The sequence below is a fragment of the Patulibacter defluvii genome (assembly GCF_034096925.1).
Taxonomy (GTDB): Bacteria; Actinomycetota; Thermoleophilia; order Solirubrobacterales; family Solirubrobacteraceae; genus Patulibacter; species Patulibacter defluvii.
In genome coordinates, this window is the sequence record NZ_JAWZSQ010000011.1 from 35,958 (window position 1) to 50,214 (window position 14,257).

16 protein-coding genes and 1 pseudogene are annotated in these 14,257 nt (G+C 75.6%); 11 read left to right on the forward strand and 6 right to left on the reverse strand.

What is annotated here, in order from left to right:
- Positions 1-22 precede the first annotated feature (22 nt).
- Positions 23-409 (forward strand): septum formation initiator family protein, encoded by a 387-nt coding sequence (locus SH587_RS12860; RefSeq protein WP_320671024.1) that lies wholly within the window; start codon positions 23-25, stop codon positions 407-409.
- A 160-nt stretch (positions 410-569) separates the two neighbouring features.
- Positions 570-899, forward strand: a complete 330-nt coding sequence (locus SH587_RS12865; protein ID WP_320671025.1) for a hypothetical protein — start codon at positions 570-572, stop codon at positions 897-899.
- A 108-nt stretch (positions 900-1,007) separates the two neighbouring features.
- Here the strand turns inward: SH587_RS12865 and SH587_RS12870 are convergent, their stop codons facing one another.
- The 3 genes and pseudogenes from SH587_RS12870 to SH587_RS24655 all read right to left on the reverse strand — a co-directional run.
- Positions 1,008-1,598 carry a hypothetical protein gene (locus tag SH587_RS12870; protein ID WP_320671026.1) on the reverse strand — a complete coding sequence of 197 codons (591 nt, stop codon included), beginning with the start codon at positions 1,596-1,598 and terminating at the stop codon, positions 1,008-1,010.
- Between the two features lie 185 nt (positions 1,599-1,783).
- The gene (locus SH587_RS12875) at positions 1,784-2,038 is read right to left on the reverse strand and encodes a hypothetical protein (protein ID WP_320671027.1); all 255 of its coding nucleotides are present in this window, start codon (positions 2,036-2,038) and stop codon (positions 1,784-1,786) included.
- Positions 2,039-2,216: 178 nt separating this feature from the next.
- Positions 2,217-2,819: pseudogene (locus tag SH587_RS24655) on the reverse strand (thermonuclease family protein); the annotation flags it as partial.
- A gap of 321 nt (positions 2,820-3,140) precedes the next feature.
- Here SH587_RS24655 and SH587_RS12880 point away from each other — a divergent pair.
- From SH587_RS12880 to SH587_RS12905, 6 genes are all read left to right on the forward strand, one after another.
- A complete protein-coding gene (locus SH587_RS12880) occupies positions 3,141-4,223 on the forward strand; it encodes a class I fructose-bisphosphate aldolase (protein ID WP_320671028.1) in 1,083 nt (360 codons plus the stop codon).
- A gap of 124 nt (positions 4,224-4,347) precedes the next feature.
- On the forward strand, positions 4,348-5,247 hold the full coding sequence (locus SH587_RS12885) for a rhomboid family intramembrane serine protease (protein WP_320671029.1): 900 nt from the start codon (positions 4,348-4,350) through the stop codon (positions 5,245-5,247).
- A 311-nt stretch (positions 5,248-5,558) separates the two neighbouring features.
- Positions 5,559-5,924, forward strand: coding sequence for a hypothetical protein (locus SH587_RS12890; protein WP_320671030.1), 366 nt, complete (start codon positions 5,559-5,561; stop codon positions 5,922-5,924).
- Entirely contained in the window at positions 5,921-6,598 is a 678-nt protein-coding gene (locus SH587_RS12895) for a metal-dependent hydrolase (protein ID WP_320671031.1), read from the forward strand. Before SH587_RS12890 ends, SH587_RS12895 begins: the two co-directional genes overlap by 4 nt.
- A gap of 9 nt (positions 6,599-6,607) precedes the next feature.
- Positions 6,608-6,889: an Lrp/AsnC ligand binding domain-containing protein gene (locus tag SH587_RS12900; RefSeq protein WP_320671032.1), complete on the forward strand. Its 282-nt coding sequence runs from the start codon at positions 6,608-6,610 to the stop codon at positions 6,887-6,889.
- 67 nt (positions 6,890-6,956) lie between these two features.
- On the forward strand, positions 6,957-7,679 hold the full coding sequence (locus SH587_RS12905) for a hypothetical protein (protein ID WP_320671033.1): 723 nt from the start codon (positions 6,957-6,959) through the stop codon (positions 7,677-7,679).
- 33 nt (positions 7,680-7,712) lie between these two features.
- On the opposite strand, the gene SH587_RS12910 is transcribed toward SH587_RS12905, so the two are convergent.
- Positions 7,713-9,323 (reverse strand): RNA polymerase sigma factor, encoded by a 1,611-nt coding sequence (locus SH587_RS12910; RefSeq protein WP_320671034.1) that lies wholly within the window; start codon positions 9,321-9,323, stop codon positions 7,713-7,715.
- A 141-nt stretch (positions 9,324-9,464) separates the two neighbouring features.
- Between SH587_RS12910 and SH587_RS12915 the strand changes: the two genes are divergently transcribed.
- Positions 9,465-9,743 (forward strand): DUF167 domain-containing protein, encoded by a 279-nt coding sequence (locus tag SH587_RS12915; RefSeq protein WP_320671035.1) that lies wholly within the window; start codon positions 9,465-9,467, stop codon positions 9,741-9,743.
- Positions 9,744-9,752: 9 nt separating this feature from the next.
- Here SH587_RS12915 and SH587_RS12920 read toward each other — a convergent pair whose 3' ends face one another.
- Positions 9,753-10,418 (reverse strand): SRPBCC domain-containing protein, encoded by a 666-nt coding sequence (locus tag SH587_RS12920; protein ID WP_320671036.1) that lies wholly within the window; start codon positions 10,416-10,418, stop codon positions 9,753-9,755.
- 2 nt (positions 10,419-10,420) lie between these two features.
- Positions 10,421-10,798 carry an ArsR/SmtB family transcription factor gene (locus SH587_RS12925; RefSeq protein WP_320671037.1) on the reverse strand — a complete coding sequence of 126 codons (378 nt, stop codon included), beginning with the start codon at positions 10,796-10,798 and terminating at the stop codon, positions 10,421-10,423.
- 110 nt (positions 10,799-10,908) lie between these two features.
- Between SH587_RS12925 and SH587_RS12930 the strand changes: the two genes are divergently transcribed.
- Both SH587_RS12930 and SH587_RS12935 read left to right on the forward strand, forming a co-directional pair.
- Positions 10,909-12,498, forward strand: coding sequence for an adenylate/guanylate cyclase domain-containing protein (locus SH587_RS12930; RefSeq protein ID WP_320671038.1), 1,590 nt, complete (start codon positions 10,909-10,911; stop codon positions 12,496-12,498).
- Positions 12,499-12,545: 47 nt separating this feature from the next.
- Entirely contained in the window at positions 12,546-14,246 is a 1,701-nt protein-coding gene (locus SH587_RS12935) for an acetolactate synthase (RefSeq protein WP_320671039.1), read from the forward strand.
- The last annotated feature ends 11 nt before the right edge of the window (positions 14,247-14,257 follow it).

The window sequence follows — 14,257 nt, forward strand, 5'->3', positions numbered from 1 at the left end:
CGGCGAGGCGAATGCCCGGGGCGTGAGCAGCGCCACGACCACCGCCCCCCGCCGCCGGCCGCCCGCCGGTCGCGGTCCGTCGCGATCCGCGTCCGGCCGCCGGCCGAGCGCCGCCCGCGGCGCCGGGGTCGAGCTGGCGTGGCCCCGCATCCGACGGATCGCCCTGGTCCTCGTCCTGATCCTGCTGGCGTCCAGCTACGTGCGGCCGGTGATCGACTGGTTCGGCGCCCGCGACGACGCCGCCCAGCAGCAGCAGCGGCTGACGCAGCTGACCCAGACCGAGCAGCGGCTGAAGGCGGAGAAGGCGCGGTTGACCACCGAGCGCGGCCTGGCCGCCGCCGCCCGCCAGCTGGGCATGGTGCGCGAGGGCGAGCGGGTCTACGTCGTGAGCGGGCTGCCGAAGGACTGACGCAGCCGCGCCGCCGGCCCTCGGGGCCGGCCGAGCGCGCGCCGTGTCGACGCCGGAGGGGCGGGATCGGGTCGATCGGGAGGGTCGACGCGATGGCGCACGTCCGGTTCCGGTCGGGGCTAGCGGGCCGCGGGAGGCGGCCCGCTAGCCTCAACCGCAGATGCGGGTGATGCTGGCGATCGATCAGTGGCGGGCGGGCGAGCGCTACCTCGCCGACCTCGACGGCCCGGCGGCGCGCCGGGCGACCGTGGTCACCGAGGCGCTCTACGACGAGCTGCGCCGGCGGCTGGGCGGGGCCTTCACCGTCGGCGAGCTGGTCGCCCTCTACGAGTCCGGCACCGGCTGGGCGCTCGACCTGGCGGCCCGGATCGCGCCCGAGGACCCGGACGCCTGGGACGCCCGCCTGCTCGACGCCGCCTTCCACCACTACCTGAGCCAGGCCCAGGACTGGGGCGGCGGCCGCCTGATCGCGCGCGACGAGCAGCGCTGAGCGGGCGGGGCCTTGAACGAGCGAGGGCGCCCGGTGGGCGCCCTGCGAACGGTGGGGTCGGCGCTCGGCCGCCCCGAGAGCTGCCGGCGCGGGGCGCCGGCGGCGGGACTACTCCTCGTCGCCGCCGTCCGCCTCGCCGGCGCGGCGGATGATGATCTGGTCGGCCTCGACGACGACCTCGACCGGACGGTGACCGGCCCAGTGCTCGGCGTAGACGCCGGCGTCGGCGACGGCCGGGTCGAGCCACAGGCCGTAGCCCTCCTCGCCGTGGTCGAACGTGCCCTCGAAGGTGGTGGTCGAGGCGTCACCGCGGCGGCGACGGCGGCCCCCACGGCGGCGGCGCTTCGGCTTGTCGCCGTCCTCGTCGTCGGCCTCGTCCTCGCCGGCGGCGGCACGGGCGGCGGCCTTCTCGGCCTCCTCGGCGGCCTTGCGCTCCTCCTCGGCCTTGCGCTCGGCCTCGGCGGCCTCCAGCTCGGCGGCGATCTGGGCGTCGTCCTCGGCCCGCAGGTCGACCTCCTCCGGCGCGACGACGGCCAGCGGATCGTCGGGCGCGGCCGCGGTCAGCTCGTTCTCCTCCTTGAAGGCGGCGATCTGCTGCCCGGTGACCTCCAGCTGGTGGGCGATCCAGGCGTCCGTGCGGCCCTGGCGCACCCACGTGCGGATCTGGTTCAGGTGAGGTCGAAGCGATCGGCGAGCCATGGTACGCAGGTCAATCTAGCGTCGATCCGCCCTGCGACGCGGTCCGGCCCCGTCGGGCCGCCCGCGGTCGGGCGCACGGCGCGCGTGCCTGGGAGCGCCGTCGCGCCATCCGCATCGCGGTCGGCGAGCGACCGTCGGGGCGCCTGTACTCGCGCGCGAGGTGCCGAGCCCGGCGGCGCCGGCGATCAGTCGAAGACGAGACTGAGGACGCGGAACATGACCAGGGTGACCAGCACCGCGGTCAGGATCAGGACCGTGACCAGCGCCAGGTAGCGCAGCGTCCGCCGCCGCTTGACCGCGTCGAACCGCCGCTCCGCCTCGCGCCGCTGGGCGGCGCGCAGCGTCTTCTCGCGCTGCTGCTGGGCGAGCTCCGTCTCCCGCGCGAGGCGGCGCTCCAGCTCGTCGAGCGACCTGCGGGAACGTGGTCGGGGCGCATTCACCGCCCGCAGCGTAGACGATCGCCGGGCCGTCGCCCGGGGCCGGCGGGCGCCGGGAGGCCGGCCGCAGCGGGGCCGCGACGGAGCCCGAGCGCCGCGCCGGAGGCGGCGCGAGGCGGACCCGACGGCGGCCCGCGCGCCGTTCGCCGGGGCCGCCGCGGCAGGCGCCCCAGAGCCCGCGCCGCTGTCGCCGCGCCCGCCGCTCCAGCGCTCGCAGCCGGTCGGCGGTCGCGCCGTTCGGCGGGATCGTCAGCACGGTCGCGTAGCCCTCGGCCACCAGCCGCTCGCTGACCGTCCGCCGGTCGCCGAGCGGTCGGACCGCGGCCAGCAGCCGGCCGTAGCGGTCGACGCGCTCGCGGTCGAACCGCAGCCGCACCCGGCGACCGAGCGTCCAGCGGCGGTTGGCCCGCGCCGCCGCGGGGCCGTAGCAGCCGACGGGCCGCCGCGGATCGACCGACTCGGGCGCGTCGACCCCCAGGTAGCGGACGGTCGCCCGCCCCGGCCGTCCGGGAGCACGACCACCGACCGCGACCCGGACCGTGTCGCCGTCGAGCACCTCGACCACCCGCACCCGGGCCGGGCCGCGGGCCAGCGCCGTCGCGACGGCGCTGGCGTCGGCGGCGAGGGCCGAGCGAGGCCCGGGACGCGGGGCGCGCTGGCGGGTCGTCGCGAACCAGCCGCCGACGATCGCGGCGAGCAGGGCCAGCGGCAGCAGCGGCGGCGGGGGTCGCAGCGGGCGCCGGCGCGACCACGATCCCCGGCGGGAACCAGCGTCAGCGACCACGCGGGAGGGGCGGGGGAGCGGGCGGACCGGGCATGGCTGCGGTCTATCGGCTCAGAGGCGGCTCCAGACCATCCGGCGCTGAATTGGCGCACTTCCGCGCAGGATTGGCACAGGAGGGCCGCGTCTCGACACGCTCGCTCCTAGTACCATGCGGCGCCTCCGGCACGGCCTGCCGCCCGCCGTGCCGTCGGTTCGTGGTCCATCCGCGGGCCGGCGGGTTCGTCCCGTGGGGGGCGGCGGAGGGGTCACGGACGCCGAGTGGCGATCGGGCCCGCATCACCGGGAAGCCCCGGATCGCAACACCGAATCCGAAGGAACGACATGGCTGTCCAGACCGCATCGTCCATCGACCGCGTGACCGAGCTGCTCGGTGACGAGGCCGAGTCCCTCCTGGGGCACCGGTCCACCACGGTCGACGCCTCCACGCTGCACCTGCCCGGCCCCGACTTCGTCGACCGGATCTACTCCCAGACCGACCGCAGCAACCAGGTCCTGCGCAACCTCCAGGGCCTCTTCGACCACGGTCGCCTGGGCGGCACGGGCTACGTCTCGATCCTGCCGGTCGACCAGGGCATCGAGCACTCGGCGGGCGCCAGCTTCGCGCCCAACCCGCGCTACTTCGACCCCGAGAACATCGTCGAGCTGGCGCACGAGGGCGGTTGCAACGCCGTCGCCTCGACCCTCGGCGTGCTCGGCGCGGTCAGCCGCAAGTGGGCCCACAAGATCCCCTTCATCGTCAAGATCAACCACAACGAGCTGCTGCGGCTGCCGAACCAGTTCGACCAGGTCGAGTTCTCGTCGGTCCAGCGCGCCTGGGAGCTGGGCGCCACCGGCGTCGGCGCGACGATCTACTTCGGCAGCGAGCAGTCGACCCGCCAGCTGGTCGAGATCGCGCGCGCGTTCGAGGAGGCCCACCGCCTCGGCATGTACACCGTCCTCTGGTGCTACCTGCGCAACTCGGGCTTCAAGAAGGACGGGGTCGACTACCACGTCGCCGCCGACCTGACCGCGCAGGCCAACCACCTGGGCGTCACGATCGAGGCCGACATCATCAAGCAGAAGCTGCCGGAGAACAACGGCGGCTACCCGGCGATGGGCTCGGGCTTCGGCAAGACCCACAAGCTGGTCTACGACGAGCTGACCACCGATCACCCGATCGACCTGACCCGCTACCAGGTCCTCAACTGCTACTCCGGCCGCGCGGGCCTGATCAACTCCGGCGGCGCGTCGTCGGGGGCCAGCGACCTGGCCGAGGCGGTCAAGACCGCGGTCATCAACAAGCGCGCGGGCGGCACCGGCCTGATCTCCGGTCGCAAGGCCTTCCAGCGCCCGGTCGAGGAGGGCATCGCGCTCCTCAACGCGATCCAGGACGTCTACCTGGATCCGCAGATCACGATCGCCTGAGCCGCTGGCGACGGGCGTTCGGCAAGGCCCCGGGGGCCGCGCCGGAGCGCCCGCCGGGGCCTGTCGCGGACGTTCGACGGCAACCGGCCACGCACTCCGCTCCCGCCGTCCTACAATCGAAGTGATGGCGGGTGCGGCAGAGCTCTTCACGGTGTGCCGCAGCTGCGGGCAGCAGGTCTCGAGCTTCGTGACCGAGTGCCCGTACTGCGGCACCCGCCTGCGCCGTCGCGCACCGCGGCTGGAGCGCAAGGACGGCGATCTCGAGGCGCTGCTGCAGGATCCCGCCGCCGACGAGCCGGCGATGCCGGCCGATCCGGACGACGAGGTCGTCGTCCCGCTCCGCAAGCTCCGCCGCCGCGGCCGGACGAAGCCGCCGAAGCCACCCAAGGCCGGCAAGCCGCCGAAGGCCAGGCGCGGGTCGCGGCTGCGGCGCGAGCCACGGCGCCGGACCAGCGCCTACGACGGGATCGGCGAGCGCCGCCCGTGGGTGACGCTGGCGCTGGTGCTCGTCTCGCTGATCGGGATCCCGGTCGCCCAAGTGGTCGAGCGTCCCGACCTGCTGCTGTTCGGCGGCCTGGCCGGCGACATGCAGCCGTGGCGCTACGCGGTCGCCCCCTTCGTCTACGCCAGCGCCTGGCACGCGCTGGCGATCGTCGGCACGCTCGGCGTCTTCGGCTGGCTGTGGGAGCGCCGGGCCGGGCTGGTCGGCAGCCTGGTCGTGCTGCTGACCTTCGTCGTCGCCGGTGCGGGTGGCCTGGCGCTGGCCGCCCAGGCCGACGGGGCGGCGTTCTACTGCGGTGCCGGCGGGGCGGCGACGGCCCTGGCGACCGCCTGGATCGTCGCCGAGCTGCGGGCCCGTCAGCGGCGCGAGTCGGTCGACGGCGACCTGCTCGGCGCCGCCACGATGCTGGTCGTGGCCCTCGCCGTCTCGGCCGTCGCGGTCGCCGGCGCCCCGCTGGCGGCGGTGCTCGGCGTCGTGGTCGGCCTGCCGCTCGGGCTGGCGCTCTCCGCCGCCGGGAAGTAGCCGGTCGCCGGACCACCCGCGGGCGGCGGCGGTCGCCGGGTGGGGTCGGCGGTCCGCGGGTGCGGCGCGGCATCGGGTTCCTCGGCGCGGGGGCGGTCCCCGGCACGGGGACGTTCGGGCGCGCGGCGGTGGGCAACGTCACATGCCGAGGCGGTCGGGCGTGCCGTGCAACGTTCCCCACCGCCCGTGACGGTCGACGTCACGCGGCGCTCGCGTCGCGCCCCGGCATGTGACGTTCACCCCGGGCCGCCCGGCCCCGCCCTACCCACCACCAACCCGCCCGAACCCGCCGACGGCCTATGCTCAACCTGGTGCCCGACGCTCCCTACACCGCCGACGAGGTCGACGCCGCCGTCCGCGCCATCAGCGACCCGCAGCGGCTGCGGCGGGCCGAGCAGATCGTGACCCACGCCGTCCCCGGACTGCAGCGGATCATCGACGGTGCGCTGCAGGACGGCGGCTGGTTCAGCCAGGGCCACGAGCAGCAGGTCGACTCCGCCGCCAACGAGCCCGACCCGCAGCAGCGGAGCGCCCGCCTGCACGCGCTGCTGGCCGACGAGTCGCGGCTGGCGATGCTGGTCGGCGTGACCGTCGGCTTCGAGCTGGCCAGCGAGCTGGAGCGCCAGCGCACCACCCCGTCCCCCGACGCCCCGTCTCCGGAGGAGCCCCGCCCATGACCAAGCTCACCTTCCTCGGCCAGTCCGCCGTGCTGCTCGAGGCCGACGGTCGGTCGGTCCTCGTCGATCCGTTCCTGACCGGCAACCCGAAGGCCGTGACCGCCGCCGACGACCTGTCGCCGGACGTGATCCTGCTGACCCACGGGCACGGCGACCACTACGGCGACACCGTGCCGATCGCCAAGCGGACCGGCGCGAGGGTGGTGGCGATCGTCGAGATCGCCAACGAGCTGGCGGAGGAGGGGCTGGACGTCGCCGACCCTAACCTGGGCGGCACCGTCGCCTTCGAGGGCGGCTGGGTGCGCCTGGTCCCCGCCTGGCACACGAACACCACGCCGAAGGGCACGGTCGCGATCCCGGCCGGCCTGGTGATCCACTTCGGCGGCAAGACGATCTACCACCTGGGCGACACCGCGCTCTTCAGCGACCTGGCCCTGCCCGGCAAGCGCGACCGGCTGGACGCGGCGCTGATCCCGATCGGCGGCCACTACACGATGGACCGCCACGACGGCGTCGAGGCCGCGCGGCTGGTCGGCGCGCCGGTCGTGGTGCCGGTCCACTACGACACCTTCCCGCCGATCGAGACCGACGCCGGGGCCTTCAAGCAGGACGTCGAGAACGCCGGGATCGCCCGCGTCGAGGTCCTGGCCCCGGGCGCCTCGATCGAGATCTAGGGGGACGAGATGGCTGCCGCGACCGCGATCGTGCTGATCCAGACCAGCCGCAGCGCGCTGGGCGACTTCGGCGAGCGGCTGGCCGAGGTCGACGGCGTCGGCGAGGCCTACTCGGTGACCGGCGACTGGGACTACGTGGCGATCGTCCGCGTGCCCCAGCACGACCGGCTGGCCGAGGTGGTGACCGGCCGGATCTCCCAGCTCGACGGGATCGAGCGGACCCAGACGATGGTCGCGTTCGAGGCCTTCAGCCGCCACGACCTCGACGCGCTCTTCGACATCGGCGCCTGAGCGCCGACCGGCGCCCGGCCCGCGTCGGTGAGGCCGGCGCGGGCGGACGGTCGGTACCCTCGCCTGCGTGCCGATCGCCCGCCCCGAGTACGGCCCGTCCCTGGTCGACGTCGTCGCCCCGCGCGCCCGCCGGATCCCGCGCCGGGTCTGGATCGCGGTGGCCGTCGCCGTGCTGGTGCTGGCCGCGGCGATCACCGCCTTCCTGCTCGGCCGCGCCCGGCCCGAGACCCAGGTGGTGATCCGCGGGCCGCTGACCTTCAACACCCGCTTCGACGACCGCACCCGTCGCGAGGCGGCCGGGCCGGGCGAGCTGCTGCGGCTGCACGTCGCGCCCGTCTGGCAGACCGGTCCCGACGGCAAGCGGATCCCGAAGCGCGGCGAGGAGACGCTGGTCTTCCGCGACGGCGGGGCCGCCCCGCCGCGACCGGAGCCGGCCGGCGCCCCGATCGCGCAGCTGAGCGTCCGGATGGTGCCGATCGTGCGCCAGATCCGGGCCGAGTTCGCGGCGATCCCCGGCTCCGACTTCCAGCTCCGCGGCGAGGGCCGGGTGAAGATCGGCAAGGACAACGCCGGCTGGCTGGTCCGCTACCAGTTCCGCCGCGACGGACGGATCTGGTACGGCGTGCGGCTGCTGCTGCTGCCCGACGTCGAGGGCACCCGCGACCGCGTGCTCGACATGTCGCTGCGGACCCAGAGCTCGCCGGTGGTGCCGAACATCCGCCTGGCCGGCTCGAACGGCCCGATGCGGACGCCCTTCTACGGCGTCGCGTTCGGGACCGAGGCGCCCTAGCCGGAGCCGGAGCCCGGCGGCGCGTCCGCGGGCTCAGCGCGCCCGGCGGGCGGCGGCGATCCGGAAGCCGGCGACCCCGCGGCCGATCCGCAGCGTTGCGCGCGGTCGCGCCTTGGCGACGCCACGGGGACGGGCCTGCAGCTGCGGCGCGGCCAGCTGGCCGCCGGCGCCCGGGGTCGGCGTCGGAGCGGGGGCGGCCGGCGTCGTCGACTCGGGCGTGCCGCTGGTGCCGGTCCCGGTCGGCGCCGTGGTGGTGCCGCCGGGCGTGGGCGTCGTGGTGCCCGGCTTCTTCGGCGTCGTCGGCACCTTCGGCAGCGTCACGGTCTGCTCGCCGCTGTCGATCGGCGGCACGGTCGTGGTCGGCGCGGTCGTCGGGCCGGTGGTGGTGCCGGTCGTCGGCGGCGGCACCGCGGTCGTCGCGGTGGCGGTGGTCGGCGGGACGGTCGTGGTGGTGGTCGCCGTCGACGTCGTGGTCGAGGTCGTCGTGCGGGTCGAGGCGCGCGCGGCCTCGGTGGTGGCCGCGGCGACCGAGGCGAGCGTGCGGTCGGGCTCGGCCGGCGTCGCCTTCGGGGGCGTCGCGGGGGCCGCGGCCGGCACGTGGACGGTCGGCACCGGCACCGGCGCAGGGGCGGCGGCGCGGACCGGCGCCTCCAGCTCGATCGCGGTCGCGCGGCTGAGGCTGCGGGCGTGGTCGACCTCGACCGCGCCGGCGGTCACGAGCGCGGCGGCGGCGAGGCCGGCGGCGGTCTTCGTCGCCAGCGCCGAGACGCCGGTGGTGACCAGGCCGCCGGTGACCGAGCTGGCCGCGGCGCCGCCGACCGCCGCGCCGCTCGAGGCACCGGCGCCGGCGGTGACGTGGGCCAGCAGCTTCTTGGCCAGCACCAGCGGCCCGATCGGGAAGATCGCCTGCAGCGCGCGGTTGTTCGCCTTCAGGTGGGTCTGGAACGCGGCGCAGCGCTCGCACTCCTTCAGGTGCCGGCGGACCGGCGGGCTGATCCGGCGCAGCGACTCGGCGACCTCGCCCAGCTCGTCCCGGACCTCCTCGCAGGTCAGGTTGCGGGCCTCCGAGGCCTCGGCGAGCGCGACGCGGGCCCGCACCAGCAGCGACTTGACGCTGGGCACCGTGGTGTCCATCGCCTCGGCGATCTGGTCGTAGGAGAGGGCGTCGATCTCGCGCAGCAGCAGGGCGGTCCGCTGGGTCTCCGGCAGCGCGCGGACGTCGCCGAGCAGCTCGCGGAACTCCTCGCGGCGGTGGGCGGTGTCGGCAGCCGACGTGCCGTTGTCCGCGATCCGGTCGTCCATCGTGTCGACGCCGACCGGCTGGATCTTGCGCAGGTGGTTGAGGCAGCGGTTGCGCGCGATCCGGTAGAGCCAGGGACGGACGTTGATCGACCGGTCGTCGCCGATGATCGCGTTGAAGGCGTTGGCGAAGACCTCCTGGAGCACGTCCTCGGCGTCCTCGCGGCTGCCGAGCATGTGGCGGCAGAAGGCGAGCAGCCGCGACTGGTACCGCTGGACCAGGACCTCGTAGGCGGCCTGGTTGCCGCGCCGGGTCAGCGCGACGAGCCGCTCGTCGCCCTGCAGGCGCAGCAGGGTCGAGGGGCCGCGCAGGGCGGGGGCGGTATCGAGCGCAGAGACTTCCACGGGGATCCTGGGTCCGCGGGGTCGAAACACGCCACCCCGGCGAAGGTTGCGGTCGGCGCGGGCGATCGGGCGATCGTCCCCGGGGCCGGCCACGCGCGCCACCGAGTTGGCTGCGAACCGTCTCCTCTACGGTACCGGCTCGTGAGCGAGCGGACGACGATCCCGGTGCGGCTGCAACCCCGCGGCGGCCGCGACGCGCTCGTCGGCTGGCGCGGCGAGCGGCTGCTGGTGCGGGTCTCGGCGCCGCCGGTCGACGGCCGCGCGAACGTCGCCCTCTGCCGGCTGCTGGCCCGCGAGCTGGGGGTCGCGCGGGGACGGATCGAGCTGGTCCAGGGCCAGCTCTCGCGCGACAAGCTGGTGGCCGTCGACGGGCTCGACGCGGCGGCGGTCGCGGCCAAGCTGCCGCCGCGCGAGCCCTGACGGGGCGGGCTAGCCGTTCGGGTCGCGGCCGGTGAAGAAGCCGTACGCGGCGTCGGCGGCGCGGCCGGCGGCCTCGGGATCGCCGCCGCCGGCGACGTGGGCCGCGGCCCAGCGATCGGCCGCCCCGCGGGTGAAGCGGGCGCCCTCGTCGGAGGCGATCCAGGCGGCGCCCTCCTCGGGCGGGATCGAGACGTCCTGGGTGCCCAGGTGCAGCGCCAGGCCCAGCAGCCCGTGGTCCCAGCCGATCCCGGTCGCGCCGGGGCCGTACTGCTGCCACCAGCCGGCGGGCACGTCGGCGACGCGGGCGGCGTGCTCCAGCTCGACCCGCGTGCGGTCGTCGGCGATCGCCGTCAGCCGCACGGTCAGCCAGGTGACGCCGGGGCCGTACTCCCAGGTCACGCGGTAGCTGGCGCGGCCGTCGCGCGGGGGATCGCAGGCCAGCACCTCGCCGCCGGCGTTGCCCTGCAGCTGGTAGCGGCCGCCGAGGCGCAGGTCGCCCGAGACCGGCAGGAACCAGCGGGCGATCCGCTCGCCGGTGGTGACCGCCTCCCAGACGTCGTCGATCGGGGAGGGGTACTCCTGGCCGATCGTCTGGATGTGCGTCGGCTCGCCGTCGACCTCCTCGGTCCGGACCGCGCGCGCGACCGCGCCCAACTGCCCCTCGACGTCCAGCATGGCTACTCCTGTTCCTCGGGTTCCCGGTTCGCGGCCGGCTCGCCCTCGGCGGCCAGCCGGCGTGCACGGCGCCCGCGCGCCAGCTCGGTGTCGAGCGCGGCCAGCGGCCCGATCCAGAAGCGGTCGAAGGCGCTCAGCCACTCGCGGGCCTCGTGGACCCCGCGGGCGTCGACGGCGTAGAGCCGCCGCGTGCCCTCGGGGCGGACGGTCGCGAAGCCGTGCTCGCGCAGCACCCGCAGGTGCTGCGAGACGGCCGGCTGGCTGATGCCGAACTCGCGGCGGATCGCGTCGGCGACCTGGCCGGCGGCCTGCTCCCCATCGGCGAGCAGCTCGAGGATCCGGCGGCGAACCGGGTCTCCGAGGACGTCGAACGCGTGCACGGCGACGATATTTGCGCAGCGACTTATATAAGTCAAGACGAAATTTGATCCGAGCTGGACGGTCGAACGGGAGTTCGATCGTGCGCCGCCGTTCTTGGGACAATCCCTCCGTGCCCCGGCGCCCGCTGCACGAGCTCTACCGTCGTCTCGGCGCCCGCTATCCGTACGTCGCGGTGCTGCTGGTGGTGGCGCAGGCGCACGTCGTGGTGCTCTGCGGCCTGCTGGTCCTGGCCCGCTACGTCAGCCTCTCGCTGGGGGAGTGGCTGGCGATCTTCGCCGTCGCCCAGGGCCTGACCCTGATCGAGAACCTCGTCGTCCTGCGGGCCGCGCGGCCGGCCCTGGCCGACGCCGCCCGCTGGCACGGCCGCGATCCCGAGGACGGCGTCGCCGAGGCGATCACCGCCTGGCGGGCCCTCACCGGGCTGCCGCTGCGGATGGTCGCCGCCGGGGCCGCGGTCCGGACCCTGATCTGGGCGACGCTGACGATCGTCGCGATCTGCCTGATCGCCGGCCTGGCCGTCTTCCCCAGCGGCTTCGCGCTCGGGCTGGCGGCGACGGTGGTGATCAGCGCCGGCATCCTCGTCCGCTTCCTGGAGCTGGAGCTGGTGCTGCGGCCGGTGGTCGAGGCGATCGCGCCGGTGCTGCCGGACAACTCCTACCTGGACGCGACCCTCTCGCTGCGCTGGCGGCTGCTGGTCGGGGTGCCGCTGATCACGGTGGTGACCGGCGGGATCGTGGCCGGCTTCAGCAACGGCGACACCGGCCTCTCCGGCTTCGGCCTCGGCGTGGCGGTCGCGCTGACCGTCAGCGCCACGATCGCCCTCGGCCTCTCGGCGCTGCTGGCCCGCAGCTTCATCGCCCCGCTGCGGGCGCTCCAGCAGACCACCGAGCGGGTCGCCGGCGGTGACCTCGGGACCCGCGCGCCGGTCCTCGGCGGCGACGAGATCGGTCGCCTGGCGCGCTCCTTCAACGTCGCGCTGGAGGGCCTGCGCGAGCGCGACCGGCTGCACGAGGCGCTCGACGCCTACGTCGATCCGGTGGTCGCCGAGCGGCTGCTGGACGAGGGCCCGCGGCTGGAGGGCGAGCTGCGCGAGGTGACCGTCGCCTTCATCGACATCCGCGGCTTCACCGCCTTCGCCGAGTCGGCCAACGCGCACGAGGTCTTCGCGCTGCTGAACGAGTTCTACGAGGTGGTGGTGCCGGTGCTGGAGCGCTACGGCGGCAGCGCCAACGCCTTCCAGGGCGACGGGCTGCTGGCCGTCTTCGGCGCCCCAGTCGCCCTCACCGACCACGCCGACGCGGCGGTCACGGCGACGATCGAGGTCGCCCGCGCGGTCCGCCAGCGGTTCGGGCGCCGGCTCCAGGTCGGGATCGGGGTCAACAGCGGGACGGTCGTCGCCGGCACGATCGGCGGCGGCAACCGGGTGACCTTCACCGTCATCGGCGACGCGGTCAACACCGCCCACCGGGTCGAGGCGATCACCCGCCAGACCGGCGACGTCGTGCTCTTCACCGAGGAGACCCGCCGCCGCCTGCGTCGCGACCACGGGACGATCTCCGGCCGGCCGCCGGCGCCGGTCAAGGGCAAGCGGACGCCGGTCCGGCTCCACGCCCCGCTGCTGGCCGGCCGCGCCGAGGAGCCGACCGGCGAGCTGGAGCGGCGGCTGGGCGAGCTGGCTCACGACCGGGACCAGGCCTGAGGGCCGCCGGTGGCTCCGGGTCCGCCCCCGCGGATAGGGTCGGGCGCATGACGAACGACGCGACCGCCGGCGCCGAGCCGGAGCGCTTCCACGGCGGCCGGCTGATCGCGCGACGACTGCGGGCGAGCGGGATCGACACCCTCTTCACGCTCTCCGGCGGGCACCTGTTCTCGCTCTACGACGGCTGCCGCAGCGAGGGCATCCGGCTGGTCGACACCCGCCACGAGCAGACCGCGGCGTTCGCCGCCGAGGGCTGGTCGAAGGTCACCCGCACGCCGGGCGTGGCGGCGCTGACCGCCGGCCCCGGCGTCACCAACGGGATGAGCGCCCTCGGCTCGGCGCAGGAGAACCAGTCGCCGCTGGTGGTGCTGGGCGGACGCGCGCCGGCGCTGCGGTGGGGGATGGGCTCGCTGCAGGAGATGGACCACGTGCCGTTCGTGCGGCCGCTGACCCGCTTCGCGGCCACCGCCGAGGCCCCGGGCGAGATCCCCGGGCTGGTCGACGATGCGCTGCGGGCGGCCTGCGGGGCGCCGTCGGGGGCGGCCTTCGTCGACTTCCCGCTCGACCACGTCTTCACCGAGGCCGACGACCCGGGCACGCCCGGCGCACTGGCCGACGGCCCCTACGGCGGCGCAGGGGCGCCGGCGGTCGGGCCGGCCCCGGACGGCTCCGCCCTCGACCGGGCGGTGGCGCTGCTGCGCGACGCCGAGCGGCCGGTGATCATGGCCGGGACCAACGTCTGGTGGGGCCACGGCGAGGTCGCGCTGCTGCGGCTGGCCGAGGCGCTGCGGACGCCGGTCTTCATGAACGGGATGGCCCGCGGGGTGGTCGCGGCCGACCACGAGCTGGCGTTCGCGCGCACGCGCGGGCAGGCGCTCGGCCAGGCCGACGTGGCGGTGGTGGTGGGGGTGCCGATGGACTTCCGGCTCGGCTTCGGCGACGCCTTCGGGCCCGAGACGGAGCTGATCGTCGTCGACCGGATCGAGCCCGAGCGCGACCATCCGCGGCCGGTGGCGGCGGCGCTCTACGGCGGCCTGCCGGAGATCCTCGGCGCGCTGGCCGCGGCCGGCGACGCGCCGCCGGCGGCGACGGTCGCGACCGCCCGTGGGGCGTGGCTGCGCGACCTGCGGGCGGCCGAGACGGAGAAGCGGGAGCGGGAGCGGGCCGAGCTGGCCGACGATCGGGCGCCGCTGCACCCGATGCGGCTCTACGGCGAGCTGGCCCAGATGCTCGACCGCGACGCGATCGTGGTGATCGACGGCGGCGACTTCGGCAGCTACGCCGGGCGCGTGATCGACAGCTACGTGCCGGGGGCGTGGCTCGACCCCGGGCCGTTCGGCTGCCTCGGCTCGGGGCCGGGCTACGCGCTGGCGGCGAAGCTGGCCCACCCCGACCGGCAGGTGGTGCTGCTGCAGGGCGACGGCGCGTTCGGCTTCAGCGGGATGGAGTACGACACGCTGGCGCGGCACGGGGTGCCGGTGGTGTCGGTGATGGGCAACAACGGCATCTGGGCGCTGGAGAAGCACCCGATGGAGTTCCTCTACGGCTACTCGGTGGTGGCGGACCTGCGACCGGGCACGCGCTACGACCAGGTGGTGCAGGCGCTGGGCGGGCACGGCGAGCTGGTCGAGCGGCCGGACGACCTGCGGCCGGCGCTCGAGCGGGCGCTGGCGTCGGGGCTGCCGTCGCTGGTCAACGTCCTGACCGATCCGGCGGTCGCCTACCCGCGCAAGTCGAACCTGGCCTGAGGGACGGGCGG

Coding starts and splice junctions, on each gene's coding strand:
- SH587_RS12880 (WP_320671028.1), top strand. CDS start 3,141: ATGGCTGTCCAGACCGCATCGTCCATCGACCGCGTGACCGAGCTGCTC.
- SH587_RS12900 (WP_320671032.1), top strand. CDS start 6,608: ATGGCTGCCGCGACCGCGATCGTGCTGATCCAGACCAGCCGCAGCGCG.
- SH587_RS12920 (WP_320671036.1), bottom strand. CDS start 10,418: ATGCTGGACGTCGAGGGGCAGTTGGGCGCGGTCGCGCGCGCGGTCCGG.
- SH587_RS12895 (WP_320671031.1), top strand. CDS start 5,921: ATGACCAAGCTCACCTTCCTCGGCCAGTCCGCCGTGCTGCTCGAGGCC.
- SH587_RS12885 (WP_320671029.1), top strand. CDS start 4,348: ATGGCGGGTGCGGCAGAGCTCTTCACGGTGTGCCGCAGCTGCGGGCAG.
- SH587_RS12865 (WP_320671025.1), top strand. CDS start 570: ATGCGGGTGATGCTGGCGATCGATCAGTGGCGGGCGGGCGAGCGCTAC.
- SH587_RS12870 (WP_320671026.1), bottom strand. CDS start 1,598: ATGGCTCGCCGATCGCTTCGACCTCACCTGAACCAGATCCGCACGTGG.
- SH587_RS12935 (WP_320671039.1), top strand. CDS start 12,546: ATGACGAACGACGCGACCGCCGGCGCCGAGCCGGAGCGCTTCCACGGC.